Annotated in this window: 26 protein-coding genes; 17 read left to right on the top strand and 9 right to left on the bottom strand. The window is 70.8% G+C overall.

The window, feature by feature from the left end; genetic code table 11:
- Window positions 1–68: 68 nt before the first annotated feature.
- From DI005_RS25750 to DI005_RS25735, 4 genes are all read right to left on the bottom strand, one after another.
- Window positions 69–1,193, bottom strand: a complete 1,125-nt coding sequence (locus DI005_RS25750) for an NDMA-dependent alcohol dehydrogenase (RefSeq protein WP_112267376.1) — start codon at window positions 1,191–1,193, stop codon at window positions 69–71.
- Window positions 1,194–1,231: 38 nt separating this feature from the next.
- Window positions 1,232–2,686, bottom strand: coding sequence for a phenylacetaldehyde dehydrogenase StyD (gene styD / locus DI005_RS25745; RefSeq protein WP_112267378.1), 1,455 nt, complete (start codon window positions 2,684–2,686; stop codon window positions 1,232–1,234).
- 196 nt (window positions 2,687–2,882) lie between these two features.
- Window positions 2,883–3,872 (bottom strand): helix-turn-helix domain-containing protein, encoded by a 990-nt coding sequence (locus DI005_RS25740; RefSeq protein ID WP_113643894.1) that lies wholly within the window; start codon window positions 3,870–3,872, stop codon window positions 2,883–2,885.
- Window positions 3,873–3,896: 24 nt separating this feature from the next.
- Window positions 3,897–4,403, bottom strand: a complete 507-nt coding sequence (locus DI005_RS25735; RefSeq protein ID WP_255565767.1) for an enoyl-CoA hydratase/isomerase family protein — start codon at window positions 4,401–4,403, stop codon at window positions 3,897–3,899.
- Between the two features lie 95 nt (window positions 4,404–4,498).
- On the opposite strand from DI005_RS25735, the gene DI005_RS25730 reads away from it, so the two are divergent.
- Window positions 4,499–5,062 carry a nuclear transport factor 2 family protein gene (locus DI005_RS25730; protein ID WP_112267384.1) on the top strand — a complete coding sequence of 188 codons (564 nt, stop codon included), beginning with the start codon at window positions 4,499–4,501 and terminating at the stop codon, window positions 5,060–5,062.
- A gap of 158 nt (window positions 5,063–5,220) precedes the next feature.
- On the opposite strand, the gene DI005_RS25725 is transcribed toward DI005_RS25730, so the two are convergent.
- A complete protein-coding gene (locus tag DI005_RS25725) occupies window positions 5,221–6,654 on the bottom strand; it encodes an MFS transporter (protein ID WP_113643891.1) in 1,434 nt (477 codons plus the stop codon).
- Window positions 6,655–6,778: 124 nt separating this feature from the next.
- Between DI005_RS25725 and DI005_RS25720 the strand changes: the two genes are divergently transcribed.
- The 4 genes from DI005_RS25720 (at window position 6,779) to DI005_RS25705 (ending at window position 11,449) form a co-directional block, all read left to right on the top strand.
- Window positions 6,779–7,999: a cytochrome P450 gene (locus tag DI005_RS25720; RefSeq protein ID WP_113643890.1), complete on the top strand. Its 1,221-nt coding sequence runs from the start codon at window positions 6,779–6,781 to the stop codon at window positions 7,997–7,999.
- A 2-nt stretch (window positions 8,000–8,001) separates the two neighbouring features.
- Window positions 8,002–8,676: a TetR/AcrR family transcriptional regulator gene (locus DI005_RS25715; RefSeq protein WP_112267390.1), complete on the top strand. Its 675-nt coding sequence runs from the start codon at window positions 8,002–8,004 to the stop codon at window positions 8,674–8,676.
- Entirely contained in the window at window positions 8,673–8,870 is a 198-nt protein-coding gene (locus tag DI005_RS25710) for a ferredoxin (RefSeq protein WP_113643889.1), read from the top strand. The genes DI005_RS25715 and DI005_RS25710 overlap by 4 nt, the downstream gene beginning before the upstream one ends.
- A gap of 446 nt (window positions 8,871–9,316) precedes the next feature.
- Entirely contained in the window at window positions 9,317–11,449 is a 2,133-nt protein-coding gene (locus DI005_RS25705; RefSeq protein WP_112267394.1) for a PQQ-dependent sugar dehydrogenase, read from the top strand.
- Between the two features lie 84 nt (window positions 11,450–11,533).
- Here the strand turns inward: DI005_RS25705 and DI005_RS25700 are convergent, their stop codons facing one another.
- Window positions 11,534–12,409 carry a sigma-70 family RNA polymerase sigma factor gene (locus DI005_RS25700; RefSeq protein WP_112267396.1) on the bottom strand — a complete coding sequence of 292 codons (876 nt, stop codon included), beginning with the start codon at window positions 12,407–12,409 and terminating at the stop codon, window positions 11,534–11,536.
- A 78-nt stretch (window positions 12,410–12,487) separates the two neighbouring features.
- Between DI005_RS25700 and DI005_RS25695 the strand changes: the two genes are divergently transcribed.
- The 5 genes from DI005_RS25695 to DI005_RS25675 all read left to right on the top strand — a co-directional run bounded on the left by DI005_RS25695 (window position 12,488) and on the right by DI005_RS25675 (window position 16,366).
- Window positions 12,488–12,790, top strand: coding sequence for a hypothetical protein (locus DI005_RS25695; protein ID WP_112267397.1), 303 nt, complete (start codon window positions 12,488–12,490; stop codon window positions 12,788–12,790).
- A gap of 6 nt (window positions 12,791–12,796) precedes the next feature.
- The gene (locus DI005_RS25690; protein ID WP_112267399.1) at window positions 12,797–13,150 is read left to right on the top strand and encodes a DoxX family protein; all 354 of its coding nucleotides are present in this window, start codon (window positions 12,797–12,799) and stop codon (window positions 13,148–13,150) included.
- Window positions 13,151–13,289: 139 nt separating this feature from the next.
- Window positions 13,290–14,279 carry an ABC transporter substrate-binding protein gene (locus DI005_RS25685; RefSeq protein WP_113643888.1) on the top strand — a complete coding sequence of 330 codons (990 nt, stop codon included), beginning with the start codon at window positions 13,290–13,292 and terminating at the stop codon, window positions 14,277–14,279.
- Window positions 14,276–15,319: an iron ABC transporter permease gene (locus tag DI005_RS25680; RefSeq protein WP_113643887.1), complete on the top strand. Its 1,044-nt coding sequence runs from the start codon at window positions 14,276–14,278 to the stop codon at window positions 15,317–15,319. Before DI005_RS25685 ends, DI005_RS25680 begins: the two co-directional genes overlap by 4 nt.
- Window positions 15,320–16,366, top strand: a complete 1,047-nt coding sequence (locus DI005_RS25675) for an iron chelate uptake ABC transporter family permease subunit (RefSeq protein ID WP_112267405.1) — start codon at window positions 15,320–15,322, stop codon at window positions 16,364–16,366.
- A 131-nt stretch (window positions 16,367–16,497) separates the two neighbouring features.
- On the opposite strand, the gene DI005_RS25670 is transcribed toward DI005_RS25675, so the two are convergent.
- On the bottom strand, window positions 16,498–16,911 hold the full coding sequence (locus DI005_RS25670) for an SRPBCC family protein (protein ID WP_112267407.1): 414 nt from the start codon (window positions 16,909–16,911) through the stop codon (window positions 16,498–16,500).
- Between the two features lie 51 nt (window positions 16,912–16,962).
- Between DI005_RS25670 and DI005_RS25665 the strand changes: the two genes are divergently transcribed.
- The 7 genes from DI005_RS25665 to DI005_RS25635 all read left to right on the top strand — a co-directional run bounded on the left by DI005_RS25665 (window position 16,963) and on the right by DI005_RS25635 (window position 21,888).
- Complete coding sequence (locus DI005_RS25665) at window positions 16,963–17,376, top strand: MarR family winged helix-turn-helix transcriptional regulator (protein WP_228713958.1); 414 nt, start codon at window positions 16,963–16,965, stop codon at window positions 17,374–17,376.
- 128 nt (window positions 17,377–17,504) lie between these two features.
- A complete protein-coding gene (locus tag DI005_RS25660; RefSeq protein ID WP_112267411.1) occupies window positions 17,505–17,855 on the top strand; it encodes a helix-turn-helix transcriptional regulator in 351 nt (116 codons plus the stop codon).
- On the top strand, window positions 17,852–18,322 hold the full coding sequence (locus DI005_RS25655) for an SRPBCC domain-containing protein (protein ID WP_113643886.1): 471 nt from the start codon (window positions 17,852–17,854) through the stop codon (window positions 18,320–18,322). The genes DI005_RS25660 and DI005_RS25655 overlap by 4 nt, the downstream gene beginning before the upstream one ends.
- The gene (locus DI005_RS25650) at window positions 18,319–18,945 is read left to right on the top strand and encodes a dihydrofolate reductase family protein (protein ID WP_113643885.1); all 627 of its coding nucleotides are present in this window, start codon (window positions 18,319–18,321) and stop codon (window positions 18,943–18,945) included. Before DI005_RS25655 ends, DI005_RS25650 begins: the two co-directional genes overlap by 4 nt.
- A 160-nt stretch (window positions 18,946–19,105) precedes the next feature.
- Entirely contained in the window at window positions 19,106–20,995 is a 1,890-nt protein-coding gene (locus tag DI005_RS25645) for a DUF2075 domain-containing protein (protein WP_113643884.1), read from the top strand.
- A 59-nt stretch (window positions 20,996–21,054) separates the two neighbouring features.
- Window positions 21,055–21,342 carry a VOC family protein gene (locus tag DI005_RS25640; RefSeq protein WP_369973620.1) on the top strand — a complete coding sequence of 96 codons (288 nt, stop codon included), beginning with the start codon at window positions 21,055–21,057 and terminating at the stop codon, window positions 21,340–21,342.
- A 156-nt stretch (window positions 21,343–21,498) separates the two neighbouring features.
- Entirely contained in the window at window positions 21,499–21,888 is a 390-nt protein-coding gene (locus tag DI005_RS25635; RefSeq protein WP_112267421.1) for a VOC family protein, read from the top strand.
- A gap of 421 nt (window positions 21,889–22,309) precedes the next feature.
- On the opposite strand, the gene DI005_RS25630 is transcribed toward DI005_RS25635, so the two are convergent.
- A complete protein-coding gene (locus DI005_RS25630; protein WP_113643883.1) occupies window positions 22,310–22,918 on the bottom strand; it encodes a cysteine hydrolase in 609 nt (202 codons plus the stop codon).
- 48 nt (window positions 22,919–22,966) lie between these two features.
- Window positions 22,967–23,728, bottom strand: a complete 762-nt coding sequence (locus DI005_RS25625; protein WP_113643882.1) for a helix-turn-helix domain-containing protein — start codon at window positions 23,726–23,728, stop codon at window positions 22,967–22,969.
- Between the last annotated feature and the right edge of the window lie 46 nt (window positions 23,729–23,774).

The raw sequence follows: 23,774 nt of genomic DNA, 5'->3' as shown, positions 1-23,774 counted from the left end.
CCCCCTTCTGCAGTGAAGGCCACCTTCCCTGCGTTGAACGCAGGGAAGGTGGCCTTCACTGCGGTCGCCTAGTCGAAGACGATCACGCCGCGGATGTTGCGGCCCGCGTGCATGTCCTCGTACGCCTCGGCCACCTGGTCCAACGTGTACTCCCGGGTCACCAGCTCGTCGAGCTTCAGCTGGCCGGCCTGGTACATGCGCAGCAGGTTCGGGATGTCGTGCCGAGGGTTGGACTCGCCGAACAGCGAGCCCTGCAACCGCTTCTGCATCAGGGTCAGGTCGCCGAGCGCGATGGGCGCGCCGGCCGCGGTGATGTCGCCGAGTCCGGTGAGGACGACGGTGCCCGCCTTGCGGATCGACGCCAGCGCCTCACCGACGTGCTCTCCTTTGACCACGCCGATCGTGACGATCGTGGCGTCGGCGCCCTGTCCGTTGGTGAGCGAGCGGGCGAAGTCGGCGGCCTCCTCGATCGTCGCGTAGGCGTGCGTGGCGCCGAAGAGCTTGGCCTGTTCCCGCTTGAACGGCACAGGGTCCACCGCGATGACGGTCGTAGCTCCCGCGTGCGCGGCTCCCTGCAGCGCGTTGGCTCCGATGCCGCCGATGCCCATGACGATCACGGTGGCGCCCGGCCGGATGTTGGCCGAGTTGACCGCCGAGCCCCAGCCGGTCGGCACGCCACAGCCGACCAGCGCCGCCGCCTTGAGCGGGATGTCCTTGCCGATCTTGACCACGGAGTCGACCGACGCGGTCGTGTACTCCGCGAAGGTCGAGATGCCGCACTGCTGCCCCACCGGGTTGCCGTTCTCGGTCATCCGGAAGCTCGTGGGGTCGTCGGCGCGGGCGCCGGTGAGCAGGGACGCGCCGAGGTCGCACAGGTTCGACAGGCCCTGCGCGCAGAACTCGCACTTGCCGCACGCCGGCAGGAACGAGAACACCACGTGGTCGCCGACCTCGTAGCCGGGCGTGTCCGGGCCGACGGCGGTGATCACGCCGGCGCCCTCGTGGCCGCCCACATACGGGTAGACGGCCACGGGCACGTCGCCGGTGGCGACGTGGTCGTCCGAGTGGCACAGCCCCGAGGCGGCGAGCTTGACGGTCACCTCGCCCTGGCGCGGGTCGTCGAGCTCCACGGTGGCGGTCTCGTAGGTGCCGGGCGCGCCGCGCACGAGTGCGACACGGGTGGTGATGGGCATGTTCGCTCCTCCTTGAGCTGAATGGGTCCGTAGTGTCCTCAGAGGACGACCGTGACGACCTTCTCCTCGGTGTTGGCGAGGATGCCGCTCCAGCCGAGCTCGCGGCCGATGCCGCTGGTCTTCATGCCGCCCCACGGAAGGGCGGCGTCGATCGGCGCCCAGCCGTTGACGCCGACCGCACCGGCACGCACCTGCGCGGCGAGCGTGTGCGCGGCGGCGACGTCCCTGGTCCACAGCGTCGCGGCGAGCCCGTAGCTGGTGTCGTTGGCGATCCGGATCGCCTCCTCGGGCTCGTCGAAGGGGATCACGGAACCGACCGGGCCGAAGATCTCCTCGCGCGCGATCGTCATGTCGTTGTCCACGTCGGCGAAGATGGTGGGCTGCACGAAGAACCCGGCCCCGTCGGGACGGCTGCCGCCCGCGACGATCCGGGCTCCCTCCGAGCGGCCCTTCTCGATGTAGCCGAGCACGCGCTCCTGCTGCTTCTTGTTCACCAGCGCGCCCATCGTGGTGGCCGGGTCGAGCGGGTCGCCGAGCACCTGCTGCGCCGCGGCGGCCGCGAGCGCCTCCACCACCTCGGCGTAGCGCGAGCGGTGGACCAGTACGCGCGTGCCCGCCGCGCAGACCTCGCCCTGGTTGAAGAACAGGCCCATCGCGGTGCCGGCGACGGCGGCCTCGAGCTCGGCGTCGGGCAGGATGATCTGCGGCGACTTGCCGCCCAGCTCGAGCGTGATCCGCTTGAACGACGACGCGGCCGCCATCGCGATCTGGCGGCCCACCTCGGGGCTGCCGGTGAAGCTGATCTTGTCGACGCCCGGGTGGTCCACCAGCGCCTGGCCCGCCACCGGGCCGAGGCCGGGCAGCACGCTCACCACGCCGTCGGGAAGGCCGGCCTCCTGCAGCAGTGCCGCCAGGTGCAGGATCGACAGCGGCGCGTCCTCCGGCGGCTTCACGACCACGGTGTTGCCCGCCGCCAGTGCGGGCGCGAGCTTCCACGCGGCGATCATCAGCGGCGTGTTCCACGGGATGATCGCGCCGATGACGCCCACCGGCTCGCGGCGGGTGTAGGAGTGCGTGGGCCTGCCCAGGTAGCCATCGGTGGGCACGACCTGCCCGGTGATCTTGTCGGCCCACCCGGCGAAGTGCCGGAACGTGCGCGCCGCGTTGGGGATGTCCAGCATGGACGGCTGCGCGAGCGGCTTGCCGACGTCCATGGCCTCCAGGCGGGCCAGCGTGTCGGCGTCGCGCTCGATGAGCTCGGCGACGCGGTTCAGGATCTTCCCCCGCTGCGAGCCGGGCAGCGCGGCCCAATCGCCGGAGAGCTGGGCGCGGGCGGCGGCGACCGCGGCGTCGACATCCTCCGCCGACGCGGCGGCGACGTCGGTGAGCTTCTCCTCGGTGGCCGGGTTGAGGTCGGCGAACGTGCCGCCGCCCCCGTCTCGCCACTCGCCTGCCACGAACAACCGGTGGGGAAGGGTGTCGGTGCTGGTCACGGGTTCTCCTTGCCGATCTGCGCTGACCGCGGCCCGGACGGGACGCCGGTGCCGAGCATGCGCGCGGCGGTGACCACACGTCTTGTGCGTGCGCGCACAGCTCTTGTGCGGATGCGGCGTCTCCGGTCAGCGCCCAACGCAGTGAAGGCCACCTTCATTGCGTTGAACGCAGTGAAGGTGGCCTTCACTGCATCCGTCAGCTCGCGGCGGCGGTCAGCTCGGCTCGGTGCTCCCGTGGCGTACGGCCGTAGCGGGCGCGGAAGACGCGGCTGAACTGCGGGGCGTCGACCAGCCCCCAGGACGCGGCGACGGCGGCGACCGGGCGGTGCGCGAGCCGGGGGTCGGCGAGGTCGTGCCAGCAACGGTCGAGCCTGCGCTCCCGGATCCAACCGGTGATCGTGGTTCCGCGCCGTTCGAACAGCTTCTGGAGGTGCCGCAGCGACACGTGCACCGCCGCGGCGACGTCGGCGGGCCGCAGGTCGGGTTCGCGGAGGTGGTCGTCGATGTAGCGTTGGGCCGCCGTGACAACGGTGTCGGCCGCGGGTTCCGGGCGGGTGCCCGCGCGGCCGGTGAGGCAGGCGGCGAGCAGGTCGACGGCCGCGTCGCTCAGGTGGGCGGCCTCGGGGCCGGGGCGCAGGATCCTCGGGTCTAGGCCGCGCAGCAGCGACGAGGTCAGCGCGCCCGTGCCGCTCGCGCCCGGGATGGTCACCGCGGTCGCGTCGGCCAGCGCGGGCGCGCGGGTGGCGAGCCGGTGCCGGGGCACCACGAGGACCAGCATCTCGAAGTCGTGCTCGAACACGAGCTCGTAGGGGCGCGTGGTGTCGTAGACGGCCAGGTCGCCGGGTTCGAGCCGCGCGGCCCTGCCGTCCTGCTCCACACGGCCGCGGCCGCGCAGCTGCAGGCCAACCTTGTACAGGTCGGCGGCACTGCGCCGGACCAGGCCCGGCGTCCGCCGGACGACCTGCCCTGACGAGGAGACGACGGAAACCTGCAGGTCGGCCATCGGCCCGGCGTGCAGCCGCCCTCGGAACGCCGCGGCCTCACCCAGCGGGGACACGTCCAGCGGCACGAACGCCCGCGCGAGCGCCTCCCGCCAGTCCGTCAGGCTCGTCGGTGCGTCGGGGAGCGCGCCCACGTCGGCCTCCTTCCCGGCCCAATTACTGACCGTGTGGTCGGGAAGCGCCATGGTACGACGAAGTGGTGGTTCGCGTCACCTGCCGCGGGCGGCCCGGAAGGCGCGGACGGCCTCGCGGTGCTCGTCGGTGTCGAACAGCAGTGCCGTGGTGTCCACCGACTCGGTGAATCCGCCGCCGGTGTCGCGGTTGACGAATGCCTTGCCGACCTGCACGGCGAGCGCGGGGTGCGCGGCGATCTCGGCGGCCAGCGCGACGGCGGCGTCGACCAGCGACTCGTCGGGATGCACCTCCTGGACCAGGCCCGCCCGCTCCGCGCGCTCGGCGCCGATGTCGCGGCCGGTGAGCGCGAGGTAGCGCGTCCAGTGCCTGCCGACGACGTCAGGACCGCGGACGATGCCGTAGCCGGGCATCAGCCCCACGGTCGGCTCCTTGAACGCGAACCGGGCCGAGCGCCCCGCCAGCACGATGTCGCAGGCTAGCGCCAGCTCTGTGCCGCCGCCGTAGGCGAGCCCGTTCACGGCCGCGATCACGGGCACCGCGCACCGCTCGACGGCGTGGAAGGCGGCGTAGACGTCGCGCAGGTGCGGCCGCGTCCGGCGGACCGCTTTATCCGATGCTATTAATGATTACCATAGCAATAGATTGCGCCCGTCAATCGTGTCCAAGGAGGAACCGCGTGACCACCGCCCTGACGCTCGAACAACGGCTCACCAGGATCGAGGATCGTACCGAGATCACCGACCTCGCCGTGCTGTACGGCTACGTCATGGACGAGCGGGACGTTCGCGGGATCCGCCGGATCTTCTGCGAGGACGCGACGTTGCGCTCGGCGGACGGGGTGTTCGCCGCCAGCGGGATCGACGAGATCGTGCGCGTGTACCAGGGCCGGTTCGCCGCGCTGGGCGCCACCAACCACTTCACGCACGGCCACGTGATCCGCTTCGACGACGGCGACCCCGATTCCGCGCACGGGCTGCTGGCCTCGCACGCCGAGGTGGTTCGCGACGGCAAGCCCATGGTCGTCGCGCTGCGCTACCGGGACCGCTACCGCAGGACGCCGGAGGGCTGGCGGTTCGCCGACCGCCTGATGTCCTATATGTACTACGTCGACGTGCGCGAGTACGCCGACGCCCTCGGCGACGCGCTGCGCGTGCGGGCCTACGGCGACCAGCGGCCCGCCGACTGGCCCGAGGTGCTGAACGGCGGCAGTGCCGACTGGCTGCACGACCACCTTCACTGACCCTGGAGGGTCCGGTGTGGACACACCGGGCTGCGGCCGTCGGCGATGCCGAACGCCGGCGCCGCTGCGTGCTCCGCCGCCTCCAGCACCACCACCCGGCGCCCGCGCAGTGCCGCGCCAATGGGCGGACGCAGTGAAGGCCACCTTCCCTGCAGCGGCTAGCGCGCCGCCGCCACCGGCTCCGCCTCCTCGACGGCCCGCACCGGTGTGCGGCCGGGCAGGAAGGCCGCGACGGCGAGTGCGACCAGCGCGGCGGCCGCACCGATCGCCATCACCACACGGAAACCGTTCACGGCGGGAACCGAAACGGTGCCGAGCGAGACGGTCAGGTGCGCGAGCACCACGCCGGCCACCGCACTGGAGACCGACGTGCCGATGGAACGCATGAGGGTGTTGAGGCTGTTGGCCGCCGCCGTCTCCGACACCGGCACGGCCGCCATCACCAGCGCCGGCATGGCACCGTAGGCGAGCCCGATCCCGGCGCCGATGACGCAGGAGACGAACACCAGCTCCCAGATCTCCGACATGAGCACGATGCCAAGCCCGTAGCCGATCGCGACCACGGCCGCGCCGGCCATGAGCGTCACCTTGGGGCCGAGGTTGCGGGAGATCCGCGCCGACACCGGCGCCATCGCCATCATCACGAGTCCATTGGGCGCCATCACCAGGCCGACCGCGACCATCGACTGACCGAGGCCGTACCCGGTCGCCTCCGGCAGCTGCAGCAGCTGCGGGAGCACGAGCGACATCGCGAACATCGAGAACCCGAACGCGACCGAGGCCAGGTTGGTGAGCAGGACCTGACGGCGGGCCGTGGTGCGCAGGTCGACCAGTGGCTCGGTCGTGCGCAGTTCCCACCATCCCCACAGCAGCAGCACGACCACGGCCACGGCGAAGAGCCCGGTGGTGAGACCGCTCCCCCAGCCCCAGTCGGCACCCTTGGAGATCGCCAGCAGCAGGCACAGCAGCGCCACGGAAAGCCCGGCCGCACCGGGCACGTCGAAGCGGCCCCCGGTGCGCACCGAGGACTCCGGCACGAGCACGAGCACGAGCGCGGCGGCCCCGATCCCGAGCCCGGCCGAGCTCCAGAACAGCACGTGCCAGTCCGCGTTCTCGGCGAGGAACGCCGCGGCGGGAAGGCCCAGCGCGCCACCGACACCCAGCGACCCGCTCATCAGCGCGATCGCCGAGCCGACCCGCTCGGCGGGCAGCTCGTCGCGCATGATGCTGATCCCCAGCGGGATCACCCCGGCGGAGAGGCCCTGCAGTGCCCGCCCGACCACCGCTGGCGCGAGGCTGCCGGACAGCGCGACGACGGCGGAGCCGACCGCCAGCATCCCGAGGCTGAACAGCAGCATGCGGCGCTTGCCGTACATGTCCCCGAGCCGCCCCACGGTGGGAGTCGCGACAGCGGCAGCGAGCAGCGTCGCGGTGATGGCCCACGCCGCGTCGGAGGCGCTCGCCCCCAGCAGGTCGGGAAGCTTCGGCACGAGTGGGATGACCATGGTCTGCGTCAGCGACACCACGATCCCCGAGAGGGCCAGCACCGCCACGACGACGTTCGGCCGCGCCACGGCAGGGGCATGCGTCATGGGAAGTCTCCGTCTTCGGAAAATATGCTTGTGCGTTGCAAGTTTAAAGCAAGCGCTTGACGAAGACTAGCAGGGCTCGGTTAACTGGCCACGTACTCGACGGCTACTTCGAGGAGGATGCACCGTGGGCCATGCCGGAACCGAGGAGGCGCTGGGCTATCCCTTCACCGGCCCGGCGGCGCTCGAACCGCCAGGGGAATGGGAGCGGCTGCGGCAGCGGTGTCCCGTCGCCCGAGTGACGTTGCCCAGCGGCGACGAGGCGTCACTACTCACGCGCTACGACGACGTGAAGCAGGTGCTCGCGGACCCTCGGTTCGGCAGGCTCCTGAACGCCCCCGACGCGGCGCGCATCTCAGCCACCGAGTCGGGCGGGCTGTTCAACAACGAGATGGCGACGACACTCCCGCAGAGCGGCGAGGCCCACCAGCGGTGGCGCCGGATGGTCAACAGGTGGTTCACCGCAAAGCGGATGGCGACCCTGCGGCCCGCCATCGAGGCGATGGCCGAGCGGCTCGTCGACGACATGGTGAAGTCGGGCCCGCCCGCGGACCTGAAGGCGAGTGTCGGTTTCCCGCTGCCGGTGTGGGTCATCTGCGACATGCTCGGCGTGCCCGCCAGCGACCGCGACCGGTTCGCCCACTGGTCCGACTCCCTGCTCAACCTGACGCGCTACACCGAGGACGAGGTCAACGCGGCGCAGGACGAGTTCTTCGCGTACCTGGCCAGCCACGTCGCCGCCAAACGGGAGCGGCCGGGCGACGACCTGCTCAGCGAGCTCATCACCGCCACCGACAGCACCGGCGAGCGCCTGTCCGACAAGATGCTCGTCGCCACCGGCCTCGGCCTGCTGATCGCCGGGCACGAGACGACGGCGAACATGATCGGGAAGATGGTCGCCATGCTGCTGGCCGACCGGCGGCAGTGGGAACGGCTGCTCGCCGACCCGTCGGCGGTGCGCACCGCCGTCGAGGAGGTGCTGCGCTTCGACGCCAACCCCGGGCTCGGCATGGTGCGCTACCTCGACGAGGATGTGGAGATCGGCGACGCGGTGCTGCCGCGCGGCACCACCGTGCTGTGCAGCATGGCCGCCGCCAACCGCGACGAGCAGGCGTTCGAGGATGCGGACGAGCTGGACATCGCCCGCACACCCAACCCGCACCTCGCCTTCGGCAGCGGGCCGCACTCGTGCCTCGGTCAGGCACTGGCCCGCACGGAGTTGCAGGTGGTGCTCGAGGTGCTGCTGCGCAAACTGCCGACGCTGGAGCTGGCCGTGCCCGCGAAGGACCTGCGCCGCGTGGAGGGGCTCGTGGTGGGCGGCCTGCGCGAGGTCCCGGTGCGGTGGTGACGATGCCGAACGGAACCGCGCGCGCCGACCGCGTCAGCGCCACCAGGGAGGCGATCCTCGCCGCCGCGGAACGGCTGTACGCCGAGCACGGGGTCTTCGCGGTGTCCAACCGCCAGATCAGCGAGGCCGCGGGGCAGGGCAACAACGCGGCGGTCAACTACCACTTCGGCACCAAGACCGATCTGGTCAGGGCGATCGTGCGCAAGCACCATGACCAGACCGAGCGCATCCGCGAGCGGATGGTGTCCGAGCTGGGCGACTCCACCGAGACCAGGGACTGGGTGACCTGTCTCGTGCGGCCGCCCATCGAGCACCTCGCGGAGCTCGGCACCCCCACGTGGTACGGGCGGTTCTCCGCGCAGCTCATGACCGAGCCCTCGCTGCGAGACATCACGTCGGAGGAGTCGCTCACCTCGCCCACGCTGGTCCGGGCGATCGACGGCCTCAACCGGTGCATCCCCGAGCTGCCGGTCGAGGTGCGCATGGAACGCGGCGACATGGTCCGGCAGCTGATGGTGCACACGGTCGCCGAGCGCGAGCGTGCGCTGGCAGAGGGCTCCCCCACCCCCAGGAGCACGTGGCACGCGGCCGCGAGCGGTCTGATCGACGCGATCGTCGGCCTGTGGCACGCCCCCGTGACGGAAACGCGGCAACCGAAGGGAGAACGCAGGACATGAGGGTCGAGGTCGACGAGGACAGGTGCTGCGGCGCGGGTTCCTGTGTGCTGGTCGCGCCGGAGGTGTTCGACCAGCGCGAGGACGACGGCGTCGTGGTGCTGCTCGACGCGGAACCGCCGGGGCAGGTGCACGGCGGCGTCCGCGAGGCCGCCGACATCTGCCCGGCCGGCGCGATCGCCCTGCGCGGCGCCTGAACCCTGTCATGACCACCACCGCCCACACCACGCTCCCCAGGGCCCGACCGCAGTGAAGGCCACCATGCCTGCGTTGAACGCAGGCATGGTGGCCTTCACTGCGGCTGCCTGAGCTGAAACGCGCCTCTCATTAGGGTCAACGCAAACGATCTTCAGCACGGTGCGAACGTGTTTATGTTGACGACAACCAAAAGTCCCCTTACTGTTCGAAACGGCGAAGACACCCGGTGTGGGGCGCTCGCGTAGGCCCCGCCTCGAGCACTACCGAGCCGAAGAAGGTTGGGGGTCACCGCGTGAGCAGGATCGGGGCGGATCCGACAGCGTCACCGGCACCGTCGCTCGTTCCTCTCCCACGTGAGCTCGATGGCTGCTCCCCGCGTCACGCCTTCTACGGCACGCGCCACTTCCCCATCCCCACCGAGTTCCGTGACGAGAGGTAGGTACCCATGCGAATATCGCGCATGGTGGCACTGGCCGCCGCGGCCGGCACGGCTCTGGCCGTCGCGCCGGCGATGTCGGCGGCCTCGCCGGCGTCCGTGAGACAACCCGCGCCGCCGCCCGATTCGGCCTTCCAGAAGGTTACCCTCAACGACTCCCCCGGCGAGCCGGTCGACCTCGCGGTGCTGCCGGACGGGCGGGTGCTGCACACCACCCGCGCCGGCGAGCTGTGGCTGCACGACCCGGACACGCGCCTGAACACCCTGGCGGCGGAGCTGGACGTCTACACCCACGACGAGGAGGGGCTGCAGAGCGTCGCCGTCGACCCCGGCTTCAACGGCACGAGCAACCGGTGGGTGTACCTGTACTACGCGCCGCCGATGGACACCCCGGTCGACGACCCGGCCACCCCGGACGTCAACGAGGGCGACGCGCCGTTCACGGGGACGCCCGCCGACTTCGAGCCGTTCGAGGGCGTGCAGCGGTTGTCCCGTTTCCAGCTGAAGGGCAACGAGCTGGACCTCTCCACCGAGCAGCAGATCCTCGAGGTCGAGGAGGACCGGGGCATCTGCTGCCACGTCGGCGGCGACATCGTGTTCGACGGCAAGGGAAACCTGTACCTGTCGACGGGCGACGACACCAACCCGTTCGAGTCCGACGGGTACACGCCGATCGACGAGCGAGCCGACCGCAACCCGGCGTTCGACGCCCAGCGGACGTCGGCGAACACCAACGACCTGCGTGGCAAGGTGCTGCGGATCCGCGTGCAGCAGGACGGCTCCTACACGATCCCCGACGGCAACCTCTTCGAGCCCGGAACTCCCCAGACGCGGCCCGAGATCTACCTGATGGGGCTGCGCAACCCGTTCCGGATCGAGGTCAACGGTCGGGGCGACCTCTACGTGGCCGACTACTCGCCGGACGCCGCCGAGGCCGACCCCGGACGCGGGCCTTCCGGGCACGGACGGTGGCTGGTGACGAGGGAGGCAGGCAACTACGGCTGGCCCTACTGCGTCGCGCCGGACATGCCCTACGTCGACTACGACTTCGCCACGGAACAGTCCGGTGAGCCGTTCGACTGCGCGGCGCCCGTGAACAACTCGCCGCACAACACCGGCCTCACCGAGCTTCCGCCAGTGGAACAGCCCGACGTCTGGTACACCTACGCCGAGTCCGAGGAGTTCCCCGAGCTCGGCGCGACCGGCGGCATCGGTCCGATGGCCGGGCCCGCGTACGAATACGACCCGCGCGACCAGCACGGGCGCACCCCGGTCGCGTGGCCGAAGTACTACGACGGCATGCCGCTGTTCTACGAGTGGACGCGCGACTACATCAAGGGTTTCCGCCTCGACCGCGCCGGTGAGCTGACGTCCATCGAGGACGTCGTGCCGTCGATCCCCGTGTCCGGGCCGATCGACATGGAGTTCGGCCCCGACGGGGCGCTGTACGTGCTCGACTACGGCAAGGGCTACTTCGCGGAGAATCCGGACGCGCAGCTCGCCCGGATCGACTACATCGGAACTGGCGGCAACCACACACCGGTGCCCGTGGTGACAGCCGACGTCGACAATGGACAGACACCGCTCACGGTGAACTTCTCCAGCGAGGGCACCCAGGACGCGGACGGGGACCGACTGCGCTACGAGTGGGACTTCGACTCCGACGGTGACATCGACTCCCGGCAGCTCAACCCCACGCACACCTACACGCAGAACGGTGTCTACACCGCGACGCTGAAGGTGACCGACCTCGGGGGCAAGCACCGCGGCCGTTCCGCGTCCGCCGAGGTCGACATCGTGGTCGGCAACGAGGAGCCCGTGGTCACGTTCGTCAGCCCCGTGGAGGGACAGCCCTTCGAGTTCGGCGACGTCGTCCAGTACGAGGTCGCCGTGACCGACGATCAGCCCGTGGACTGCTCGCGGGTGCAGGTGACCTACATCCTCGGTCACGACGATCACGGTCACCCGATCTCGTCGGCGACCGGCTGCACCGGGTCCTTCGTGACGACGGTGCCGGACGGCCACGATCCCGAGCACGACGAACTGGCCGGCGTGTTCAACGCGACCTACACCGACCCCGGCGCCGAGGGCGTGCCCCCGCTGACGGGCACGGCCGAAGTCGCACTGACCCCCACCGAATAAGTACCGCCCCTTCTTGTCCCCCAAGGCCACCTTTGGTGCGCTGAACGCACCGAAGGTGGCCTTGGGTGCGGCCGGCAGCCTCGGTCACCCGACCTCGGTGACCGTCAGCCGCGAAAGCCGTGAGGGGTCGCCGATCACGGCGAACTCGGCGATCAGGTCGCCCACGATCCGGAACGTGAGCGCGAGCCGGACATGCCCGTCGCGGACCACGACCGCTCCCGGCGAACCGTCCACCAAAGCGGGCCGCGCGGTCCGCGCTGGTGCGGACATCGTGCGTGCCTCGGCCACCACCGTGGCGGATCCCCGGACCTCGGCAGGCACGCCGTCCCGCAGCAAGGCCGGGTCGACGCGCCGGACGACGTCGGGCGCCAGCACCGCGAGCAGCGCCTCGGTGTCACCTGCCCGGATCGCGGCAAGGAAGGCGTCGACGAGCCGCCGATGTCCGGCGAGGTCGGCCACGGGCTCCTCCCCGGCGCCCCCGGCCACCCGCGCGCGGGCACGGCTCGCAAGCCTCTTCGTGGCCTGCGGTGTCCGGTCGAGGATCGGCGCGATCTCGGCGAACGGGACGGCGAACACGTCGTGCAGCACCAACGCCACGCGCTCCGCGGGGCTGAGGGTTTCCAGCACCCTGAACAGTGCCCTGCTCACCGAGTCGGCCAGCACGGCCTCGCGGGCGGGGTCGGCGGCGTCGCCGGGCCGGTCCGGCAGCTCTGGATCGGCGGGCGTCTCCCGCCGCCTGCGGGGCGAGCGCAGCAGATCGAGGCAGATCCGGGTGACCACGGTGGTGAGCCAGCCCGGTAGGTTGCCGACCTCGCCGAGGTCAGCGCGCTGAAGTCGCAGCCACGTCTCCTGGACGGCGTCCTCCGCGTCGGTGGCCGAACCCAGGATCCGGTAGGCCACCGCCCACAGGTAGTCCCGCCGCCCCTCGAACAGCTCGGCCAGCGCGTCCCAGTCGCGCATCGTGTCCCCTTCCTCGTGCGCCTCTCGTCAGAGGGATGACGCGATCCAACCCCGCAACGGGACACACAGGAGGACACCATGCCGGTTCAGCTGGTCCGGTTCACCACCCGCGAGGCGGACGTGCCCGCAGTCGAGGAGGCGATGGACACGATGGTCGCCGCGCTCCGGCGGGCACGCCCGCACGGTATCCGATTCGCCGCGTGCAAGCTGGCCGACGGCGTCACCTTTCTCAACCTGCTGGAACTCGACGAGGGCGTGGACAACCCGTTGCCCGGCATCCCGGAGTGCCGCGCGTACCAGCAGCTGATTCCCGAGTGGTCGCTGGAGCCGACGGGGCCGCACCCCGTCACCGTGCTCGGCTCCTACGAGCTGTTCGGCTGAGGCGCCATGTTCGTCGCCTATCTCGCCGTGACGGTGCTCGCCATCGCCGCCAACGCCTTCATCGTGGTTGCCGATCTGGCCCGCGCCCGGTTCGTGCTCCGGAACTCGGCCGCCGTCGGGGTGCCGGAGTCGTGGTTGCCCGGTCTCGCGCTGCTGAAGGGCGCCGGCGCGGTGGGACTGCTGCTGGGGCTCCTCGGCGTGCCGGTGATCGGCCTGCTGGCCGCGGCCGGGCTGGTGCTCTTCTACATCGGGGCGGTGCTCACGCACCTGCGAGCCGGTGACCGCTCGGCCTCGCTCGGCTTCCCCCTCGCCTTCCTGCTGGTCGCCGCGGCCTCGCTGACGCTCGGCCTCTCGGCCTGACGCACCCGCGCGAGTCGTGCGTTCCCCTCACGGCGGACGTGCACAACTCGGCGCCCTGAGCGCACGACTCGCGCGGCCCCTGGTTACGGACCGGACAAGATACCTCGGCCAACGGGGCGAGTTAGGTTAACCTGCCCTAATGAACTTTCGAGGACGTCTGTCACGCTCCGTCGCCGTGCTGGCCGGCGCGCTGGCGGTCGCGGCCATCGCGGGCTGCGGTTCGGACGAAGGCGGCACTGAGGCCAGCGGCCGCGCGCTGGCGAATCCGGCGACGGTCGAGCACCGGTTCGGGTCGACGACGATCGACACGGTGCCCGAGCGGATCGTCACCATCGACGTGCAGTGGACCGACACGATGCTCGCGATGGGCGTCGAGCCCGTCGGCTACACGGTCGACGACCTGATGCCGGAGTCGGGCGTGCCGTGGCAGAAGCTGCCCGCGAACAGCAAGGCGCTCTCCCTGACCGACGGCGTGCCCGTCGAGCAGATCCTGGCGCTGGACCCCGACCTGGTGGTCGGCTCGTTCTCGATCAACAACGAGGAGACGTACCGGCTGCTGTCGGAGCGCGTGCCGACGATCGCGGGCCCGGCGAGCGCCGACGAGGTGACGCCATGGCAGGACCTGGTCCGCACGGCGGGAAAGATCCTCGACAAGCCGGACGAGGCCGAGCGACTCGTCACCTCGGTCGACGACGCCGTGTCGGCCACGGCGCGGGAGCTGCCCGGGCTCGATGGCAAGACGTTCGCGCTCGCGCAGTACATCGTGGGCGACTCGATGTACATCGTCGCCAGCGAGAAGGACGGCTCGAGCCTGTTCTTCCAGCAGCTGGGCATGAAGCTGTACCCGCCGGTGCGGGACGAGGGCACGCGAACAGGCCAGACCAGGCTCAACGTGAGCACCGAACGGGCCGACCTGCTGCGCTCCGACCTGCTGGCCTTCCTCGTCAACGGTGGCGACGAGAGCGACCTCGCCGACATCCCCGGCTTCGACCAGCTGCCGGGCACGGTGGCGGTGCTCGACTACCCGACGGTGGTGGGGCTCAACACGCCCACGCCGCTGTCGATCCCGTACGCGCTCGACCAGTTGCGGCCGCACCTGCGCGAGGCCGCCGGCCAGCCAGGCGCGTGACAGAGCGGACGCGGGTGCCGACCGGGCAACGCCGGAGGGCACCCGCCTCGTACCGCCTCGCGGCGGGCCTCGCCGGGCTCGCCGTGCTGGTGCTGCTCGTCTCCGTGCTCGGCGTCGTCGTCGGCGCGCGGCCGATCGAGCTCTCCGTCGCGCTCGACGCGCTGCGCGCCTACGACGCGGGGATAGCCGAGCACCAGGTGATCGCGGACCGGGCGGTGCGGACGCTCGCGGGGTTGCTCGTGGGCGCGGCACTCGGCCTCGCGGGCGTCCTCATGCAGGGCATCACCCGCAACCCGCTCGCGGACCCCGGCCTGCTCGGGATCAACGCGGGCGCCGCGTTCGCGGTGGTGTGCGCGATCGGGCTGTTCGGCGTCACCACCGCGCTCGGCTACGTGTGGTTCGCATTCGCCGGAGCGCTGTTCGTGGCGGTCGTCGTCTACGTGGTCGGCTCGCTCGGCCGCGGCGGCGCGACACCCGTGAAGGTCGCGCTCGCCGGCGCCGCGGTCAGCGCCGCGCTCGTGGCACTGACGACCGCCGTCCTGCTCACCGACTCGGTCACGTTCGACCAGCACCGGTTCTGGACCGTCGGCTCCCTCGCCGGCCGCGACTGGGACCTGGTCGCCCCGCTCACGCCCTTCGTCGTCGCCGGCGTGGTCGCCGCGTTGTTTCTCGGCAGGGCGCTCAACGCGCTCTCCCTCGGCGATGACGTCGCGAGCGGGCTCGGACAGCGGGTTGGCCTGGCGCGCGGGGCGACGGCCGTCGTGACCGTGGTGCTCTGCGGCGCGGCGACGGCGATCGCGGGCCCGATCTGGTTCGTCGGCCTGTTCGTGGCGCATCTCGCGCGGCTGGTGACCGGCCCCGACTACCGCTGGATCCTGCCGTACTCGCTGCTGCTCGGCCCCGTCCTCGTGCTGGCCGCCGACGTCCTCGGGCGGGTGGTGGCCCAACCGGGCGAGCTGCAGGTCGGCATCGTGCTGTCCCTGGTCGGCTCGCCGTTTCTGATCATGCTCGTCCGTTACCGCAAGCTGTCGGAGCTCTAGATGCCCACGTCTCTCGACGCCCGGCCGCCGACGGTCGCCCGCACCCGCAGGCGCAAGCGTTCGCGCACCACGGTGGTGTCGCTCATGCTCGCCGCGGCGGGGTTCCTCGCCCTCTGCGTGTCGGTGTCGCTCGGCGACGTCACGATCCCGCTGCCCGACGTCGTGCGCGCGCTGTTCGGCGGCGACGGGGACGGCATGTCCTACATCGTCAGGGAACTGCGGCTGCCCAGGGCGCTGGTCGCGGTGCTGGCCGGCGCGGCACTCGGCCTGTCCGGCGCGATCTTCCAGTCCCTCGTTCGCAATCCGCTGGCGAGCCCCGACATCATCGGCATCACCGGCGGCGCGAGCGCGGCCGCCGTGGTGGCCCTGCTGCTGATCGGGCTGCGCGGGTTCGCGGTGTCGCTGGCCGCGTTCGCGGGCGCGCTCGCCACGGCCGCGGCGATCTACGTGCTCACCTGGCGCAAGGGGGTCACCGGCTACCGGCTGGTGCTGGTGGGCGTGGCGATGGGCGCCATGCTGACGAGCATCGTGTCCTACTGCCTGACGAGGGCCGACGTGTACGACGCGCGCGAGGCGCTGGTGTGGCTCACGGGCAGCCTCAACGCCAAGACGTGGACGACCGTGCAGATCCTCGGGCTCAGTCTCGCGCTGATCGTCCCGCTCGCGCTGCTGGCAGGCCGCTGGCTGCTGCCGCTGGAGCTCGGCGACGACACCGCGCAGGCACTCGGCGTGCCGCTCGAACGGGCCAGGATGGGACTGATCGTCACCGCGGTCGCCCTCGCGGCCGCCGCCACGGCCGCCGTGGGCCCGGTCGCCTTCGTGGCGTTCGTGTCCGGCCCGATCGCCCGCAGGCTCGCGGGCGGCCCCGGTATCGCGCTTGTGCCCTCGGCGCTGGTGGGCGCGCTGGTGATGACGGTGTCCGATCTCGTCGCCCAGCACGCGTTCGCCTCGGTGCAGTTCCCCGTCGGCGTCGTCACCGCGATCGTCGGCGCACCGTACCTGCTCTGGCTGCTCGCGGTCACCAACCGTGTGGGCCGGGGCGGTTAGCCTCCGTCAGGCGGCGGGCAACTGAGCCACCCGCGCGAGTCCGTGTTCACTGTGGAAACCGCGCGGCGGCGCTGATCCAGCTCGTGCGCGATGCGGCCGCTGGGCATGGCGGTGCCTGCCCTGGGCCGGTGTCAGCCGAGCGCCGCCTGCTCCTCGCACAGTTTGCGCACTGTCCGCAGCTCCTCGCGGACGGTCGACATCTGCTCGGCGACCGCCGTGTCCGGCGCGTCGGCGGGGAAGAGCATCGTGAACTGGTACTCGGAGCCCTCACCGTTGGGCAGCACCCGGGTGAACACGCCCTGCCGGGGGTCCTGCGCGGAAAGCAGGTCCACGGTGCCGTGCTCCCGCGACACGCGGACGGTGATCCGGAACTCGGTGTCGCCGTTGACGAGCACCCATTCGTCGCCCTCGGGGCGGACGGCCTTCGCGACGCCGGGAGCCCAGCGAGGCAGCTGTTGCGGGTCGGCGACGAGGTCGAGGACGGTTTTCGTCGGTGCCTTGATGGAGACGGTCGCGGTCTCGGCACGGGATGAAATAGTATGCATGCGCGTATCGTACGCATCTGCGTATCAATTTGTCACTCTACGATCCCCGTTGTGGAAGACGAGGACCTCGGCGCGCTGCTCGCGCGCATCATGCGACGGCTGATGGACGCGGAGCACCCGCTGCTGCGCGCACACGGACTCTCCATGTGGGCCTACGCCACGCTGACGAGCCTCGCCGAGCAACCCGCGACCTCCCAGCTCGCGCTGGCCAAGGCGATCGGCTACGACAAGACCCGGCTGATCGCGCTCCTCGACGAGCTCGAGCACGACGGGCTGATCGTCCGCGAACGGGATCCGGCCGACCGTCGCGCACAGACCGTCCGGCTGACCCCGGAAGGCGAAGCCCGCCACGCCGCCGCGAAGGCCGACATCCGGAAGATGGAGATCGAGCTGCTCGCCGACCTGCCCCCCGACGAGCAGGGCGCCCTCCGCGCGATGCTGACCAAGCTCGCCCATCCGGAGTAGCGCCACCGGCCCCCAAGGCCACCTTTGTTGCGTTGAGCGCAGCAAAGGTGGCCTTGGGGGCAGGTGGCGGGGCTTGGCCTGATACTTAGCTCTTGCGCTAAGTGTTGTGCGCGCGGATACTTAGCCTCGTGGCACAGTGTTTGGCCGACCTCGACGGCCTTTTCCTCGCACTCGCCGACCCGACCAGACGGGCCGTGATCCACCGGCTCGGGCACGGTCCGGCGAGCGTCGGCGAACTGGCGCGTGAGGCGACGATGACGCTCCCCTCGTTCATGAAGCACGTGCGGGTTCTGGAGACGAACGGGCTGATCCACACGGCGAAGTCCGGTCGCGTGCGCACCTGCACGCTCAACCGGGAGCGGTTCACGGTCGTCGAGGACTGGCTGGCGCGGCAGCGGCGCCTCTGGGAGGAGCGCACCGACCGGCTGGAGCAGTTCGTCACCGATTCGACGCATTCCATGGAGAAGAGGACGTCATGAACCCCGAGCTCGACCTCAGCATCGAACGGGTCATCCGCGCACCCCGCAAGGTGGTCTGGGCAGCGTGGACCGATCCCGGCAGTCTCGCGCAGTGGTGGGTGCCCGCCCCGACCCTGTGCCGGGTCGACCGGCTGGAGGTCCGCCCCGGCGGCGCGTTCGTGACCCGGATCAGCGACGACGGCGACATGTTCGTCCCGCACGTCGACGCGTGCTTCCTGCTGGTGGACGAGTTCGAACGCATCGTGTTCACCAACAGCGTGGACTCCGCGTGGCGGCCTGCGAACCCCGAGCCCGTCGCGATGACCGCCGAGATCACGCTGCGCGACCACGCCGACGGCACCGACTACCGGATCGTCGTGCGCCACGGCGACCCTGCCGCCAGGGACCGCCACGCCGAACTGGGCTTCGCCGACGGCTGGGGCACCGTCGCCGACCAGCTCGCCCGGTTCGTGGAGCGTGCGCCGTGAAGATCGCACTGACGGAGTTCGTCACCCTGGACGGGGTGAGCCAGGGCCCTGGCTCAGCCGCCGAGGACCCGAGCGACGGGTTCGGCAGCGGCGGCTGGCTCGTGCCGTACCTGGACAAGGCGTTCGTGGAACGCACGTCCGAATGGCTCGACCTCGCCGACGGGCTGCTGCTCGGCCGCCGCACGTACGAGGCGTTCGCGCGCGACTGGCCCCGCATCACCGATCCCGCGGACCCGTACACGAAACGGATGAACTCGCTGCCGAAGTACGTCGTGACGAACACTCTCACGGCGGGGCACTGGCGGCCGACCACCGTCCTTCGCGGCGACGCCGCGAAAGCCGTCCGCGAGCTGAAGGACACTCCGGGCGGCGAGCTGCAGATCCACGGCAGCGCCCGGCTCGGCAACGCGCTGCTCTCCGCGGGCCTCGTCGACACCCTGCGCCTCGCGGTGGCGCCGGTCGTGCTCGGAACGGGGCGCCGACTGCTGAACCACCCCACGTCGGCGACGGGCTTCCGCCTCATCCGGCACGAAGCCACACCGGAGGGCCTGCTGCTGCTCGAGTACGAGACCACGGGCGAGGTCCGCACCGCCGACTACGGCGGGGTCGCGGATCTGCGCTAGGCGGTTCGCCCTTCTCTCGACACGCGGTCGCCACGGCCCAGAGCGCGCCGGCTTGATCCATTAATCTGGTCCTCGCGGTCCGACGGGCACCGAAGCAACACTTCGTCGCTGCCCCCAATCCGCACGTGGATACCTGCGTGCCTGTTGGGGGAAGACTTAAGTGGCGCTCATCCGGGGGAAGGTTTCCGACCTGCTCGTCGAGGCACAGGCGGGACAACTACACCAGCGCCTGCACGAACAGGCCAGGTTCCAGTTGGAGCACCGGGTGGGGCACGGTGAGGTGACCTCGTGGGCACGAAGCCTCCCGATCCTCCTCAACGATCTCGCCGACGCCGACCTCGGTCATGTGGAGGTTCTGCTCGAGCACAAACTTCCACATAGCCCGAAGCGGGTCGACGCGGTGCTGTGCGGCAGCCATCCCCGCACCGGCGAGGCGACCTACGTGCTCGTCGAACTGAAACAGTGGTCGCGGGCGGAACTGGAAACCGCGGAACTGGTGCACCTCGTGGGCTACGGTCAGCCGGTGTTACACCCGGTCGAACAGGTGCGGCGCTATTGCGAGTACCTGGTGGACGAGACACCGGCCCTGGCCGATCGACCGAACGCCGTGCACGGTGTGGCGTACCTGCACAACGCGCGCAACTCCGGCATCGCGACACTGCTGCAGTACGAGCCAACTCCGTTCGGCCGGCTTTTCACACTCGACGACAGAGCAGCGTTCGTCGAACACCTGCGCGGTCTGCTCGATCCCGACGGCGAGCGCGACGCCGCTCGCGACGCGGCCGAGATGTTCCTGAACTTCCGGCACGCGCCGGCCAAGCCGCTGCTGGACCTGGCGGCGAAGGAGATCCGCGAACGCGAGCAGTTCGTGTTGCTCGATGAACAACAGGTCGCTTACCGTACGGTGCTCAACGCCGTGGAAAGGGCACGCCGGGCCAACACCCGCACCGTCGTGATCGTGCTCGGCGGCCCCGGCTCCGGCAAAAGCGTCATCGCGCTGAGCCTTCTTGGAGACCTCGCCCGTCGCGGGCTGAAGGTCCACCATGCGACGGGCTCAGGCTCGTTCACGCGCACGCTGCGCAAGATCGCGGGCAGTCGGAACAGCAGGGTGCAAGCGCTGTTCAAGTTCTTCCACAACTACATCGACGCCGAACCGCGTGCCCTCGACGTGATCGTTTGCGACGAGGCGCACCGAATCCGCGAGCAGAGTGTGAACCGGTACACGAAACGTGAGCTCCGGGAACGCGCGCGACCCCAGGTCGACGAGCTGATCGAGGTGGCGTGGACGCCGGTGTTCCTCCTCGATGAGCATCAGACGGTGCGACCCGGTGAGCTGGGCTCCGAAGAAGAGATCGCCGCAGCCGCCCGTGCCGTGGGCTGCGAGGTCGAGGTGGTCCACCTCTCCGGACAGTTCCGCTGTGGCGGCTCGGCCGCCTACGACGAGTGGGTCGCACGGCTTCTCGGTATCGCCGAGCAGCCGCCGGTGTCGTGGAGCGAGATCGCGGCCGGCCTGGACGACGATTTCCGGGTCAACAGCGCTGTCAACCCGGCGGCGCTGGAGTCGTGGCTGCTGCACCAGCGCGCGGAGCGCAGCGGCACGGCCCGACTGGCGGCCGGGTACTGCTGGCCGTGGAGCGACCCGGTGCGGACCGGGGACGGCAGGCAACTGGTCCTGGACGTGCGCATCGGTGACTGGGCGCGCCCGTGGAACGCCAAGCCGCAACAGCGCGTTCCGGACGCACCGGAATCGCACTACTGGGCCTCCGACGAACGCGGCTTCGGACAGGTCGGTTGCGTGTACACGGCACAGGGCTTCGAGTACGACTGGGCGGGCGTGATCTTCGGCCCCGACTTCGTATGGCGAACGGACCGCTGGGTCGCCGTCAAGTCTGAATCGCGCGACCCACAGGTGAAGCGCGCCGACGACCGGCAGTTCGCCGCGCTGATCCGCAACACCTACAAGGTGTTGCTCACTCGAGGGATGCAAGGCGTGTGCGTGTACTCCACCGACCCGGAAACACAGGAGTTCCTCGAGTCCATGGCACGCTAACCGGCAAGCCAGGATCCGCCGCGGCGGCCGAGGACGAGGGCGGGCACTAGCGTGAGCGCATGACACTCGACCTCTTCGCCGGTCTTCCCGTGAGCGACTACCAGCGTGCGCTCGCCTGGTACGAGCGGCTGTTGGGCTCCGAACCCGCGTTCCTGCCGGACGACACCGAGGCTGTGTGGGAGCTCGCCGAGCACCGGTACTTCTACATCGACGTGCTGCCCGAGCGCGCGGGCAACGCCGTGCAGACGGTTTCGTCGACGATCTCGATGCGCGGGTCGAGGGTATCGCCACCAGGGGTATCGAGGCCGCCACCACCGAGACGTACGACAACGGCGTGCGCAAGGTGATCTACCGCGATCCGGACGGCAACGAGATCGGCTTCGGCGGCCTGCCCGCCGGCGCCACGGCTCCGGGAGCCGATGGGGACTAAGTGCTCTGTTCGTCGCCAGGGCCCGGGGCCTAACGTCGGTGCCCCTTGTACCGGCCGAAGGCAGGAGACGACGATGAGCAACCGGATCGTTCATTTCGAGATCCCCTACGACGACGGCGAGCGGGCCCGCGGCTTCTACCGCGAGGTGTTCGGCTGGAGCCTCACCGAGTTCCCCGGCATGGGCTACACCGGCGTGACCACCGGACCGACCTCGGAGCAGGGCATGCCGACGGAGCCAGGGTTCATCAACGGTGGCATGTTCGACCGCAAGGACGCCGCTCCGAAGAGCCCGGTGATCACGGTCGATGTGGCGAGCATCGACGCGGCGCTGGACAAGGTCGAGCAGCTCGGCGGCGCGAAGCTGGTCGGCCGCACCGAGATTCCGCAGATGGGCTTCTACGCCTACTTCACCGACACCGAGGGCAACGTCGTGGGCCTGTGGGAGAACCTCCCCCAGCGCTAACCCGGGAACGGCAGGCAGCGGTTCCCGCGAGAGGTCCAGCGCGTCCAGCGGCAGCCAGGGGTCCGGCGCTCCGGGTCGGTGACCGGCGCCTGGTGCCTCCCCAGCAGGTCGACCGTCTCGAGGACGACGTTCGGCCGTCCTCGAGCGCGGGCCCCAGACGTCGATCGGGTCGAACTCGGCCGCGCGGACGAACCTGCTGACGTCGATCCCCTCGGAGTTGTCGGTCGCCGCTGGATGGCGGCGGTCCGGGTACGGGCGGGCGCAGGGTACGTGGCCCGTCGTGACGCGCTCCGCCACCATCCCGCCCGGCCCCGGTTCCTATGTGGACAACGGTGAACGGCGACGACGGCGAGGTCACGCCAGCGCGACACGGTCCGCGTCGAGAACCGACCGGCCGTTCCCGACCGGGTCGGCCGGCCTTTCAGGCGCCGGAGCGTGTTTCGGTCCGCAGCCGCTCCAACGCCTCGTCGGCGGTGAGGGACCCGGCGGTGGTGAGTTCGAGGTTCGCCAGCGAAGCCGTGTGCACGGCCTCGTCGGCAGCGGCCACGCAGTCGCTCACCACGTGCACGGTGAACCCGAGGTCGGTGCCGTGACGCGCCGTCTGCTCGACGGTGAGGTTGGTGGCCACGCCGGTGACGAACAGCGTGTCGACGCCACGCCCGGTCAGCAGGTCGGCGAGTTCAGTGCCGGCGAGACCGGACAGCTTCTGGTTGTCGACGGTCTGCGCGCCTTCGGCCATCTCGGGAATGAGCTGCGAGCCGGGCGCGTCCGGCCGGAACGCCTCCTGCGCCTCACCGACCGCCCGCATGAAGCCGGTGTTGCGCACCAGCCCGCCCTCGCCCTCGGGGATCGTGAACCGGGTGAAGAAGACCGGCACCCCGGCCGAGCGGTGAAAGGACGCCGCGCGCTCGACCACGCCGCTGCGGGCCACCGGTTCGCTCAGCATCCCTCCGAAGAAGCCCTCCGGCTTGATCACGTTGACCTGCCAGTGCAGCGCCAGCACGGCCACCCGCCCTGAAGTGCTCGCCATTCGCCCACACTGCACCAGAAAACCCGCGGCCGTCCACCGCCCTGTCGCTCACGTCCCGCGCAGCGCCGAGGGCGGCACGCCGAAGGTCCGGGTGAACGCCGCGGTGAAGGCGGCCGGGGAGGCGTAGCCGAGGTCTCCCGCGACGCGGGAGATCGCGTGCTCGCGCAACAGTGGCACGGCCGCGATGAGCCGGGCCCGAACGCGCCATGCCGAGGGACTCGAGCCGAGCTCGGCGCGGAAGCGGCGCACGAGCCCGCGTTCGCTGAGCGCCAGCCGCCGAGCCCAGTCCGCGTTCGTGACCCCCGGCTCCGGATGGGCGAGGTAGTCCCGGCACAACGCGGCGAGCCGCGGGTCCGCCGGCAGTCTGACGTGCAGCGGCAGCGGAGTCAGCGCCGCGATCTCGAAGAGCAGCAGGCTCGCGACCGCGCCCTCGCGGCCGGCGAGGTCGTAGTCGGGTCCGAAGTCGACGGCCACGAGCAACAGCTCCCGCAACAGCGGCGTGACGTCGACGACCGTGCACGCGGCGGGCCACCACGGCACCGCGGTGGGCTCGAGGTAGAGGCTGCGGGTGCTCGCGCCCAGCATCCGGATGCGGTGCCGGGTCCCCGCGGGGATCAGCACGGCGCGCTCGCTCGGGACCGTCCACGTGCCGTCGTCGGTCTCGGCGATCATGCTGCCCGTGGCGCTGTAGAGGAACTGCGCCCTGCGGTGGGTGTGCCACTCCAGCAGGTGGCCGGGTTCGTAGTCGGTGCCGATCGGCAGCACGTCGCGCGGCACCCGGTCGTATCGCTCGTAGGGCACGTTCCGCACCCGGCGAGCATACTGGCCGGGTCTCGAAGGAACCTGGCGGATCATC

The sequence above is a fragment of the Prauserella sp. PE36 genome (assembly GCF_003311655.1).
Classification (GTDB): Bacteria; Actinomycetota; Actinomycetes; order Mycobacteriales; family Pseudonocardiaceae; genus Prauserella_A; species Prauserella_A endophytica.
The sequence above is the reverse complement of the archived record's forward strand: the minus strand, read 5'-3'. Positions and strand labels throughout refer to the sequence as shown.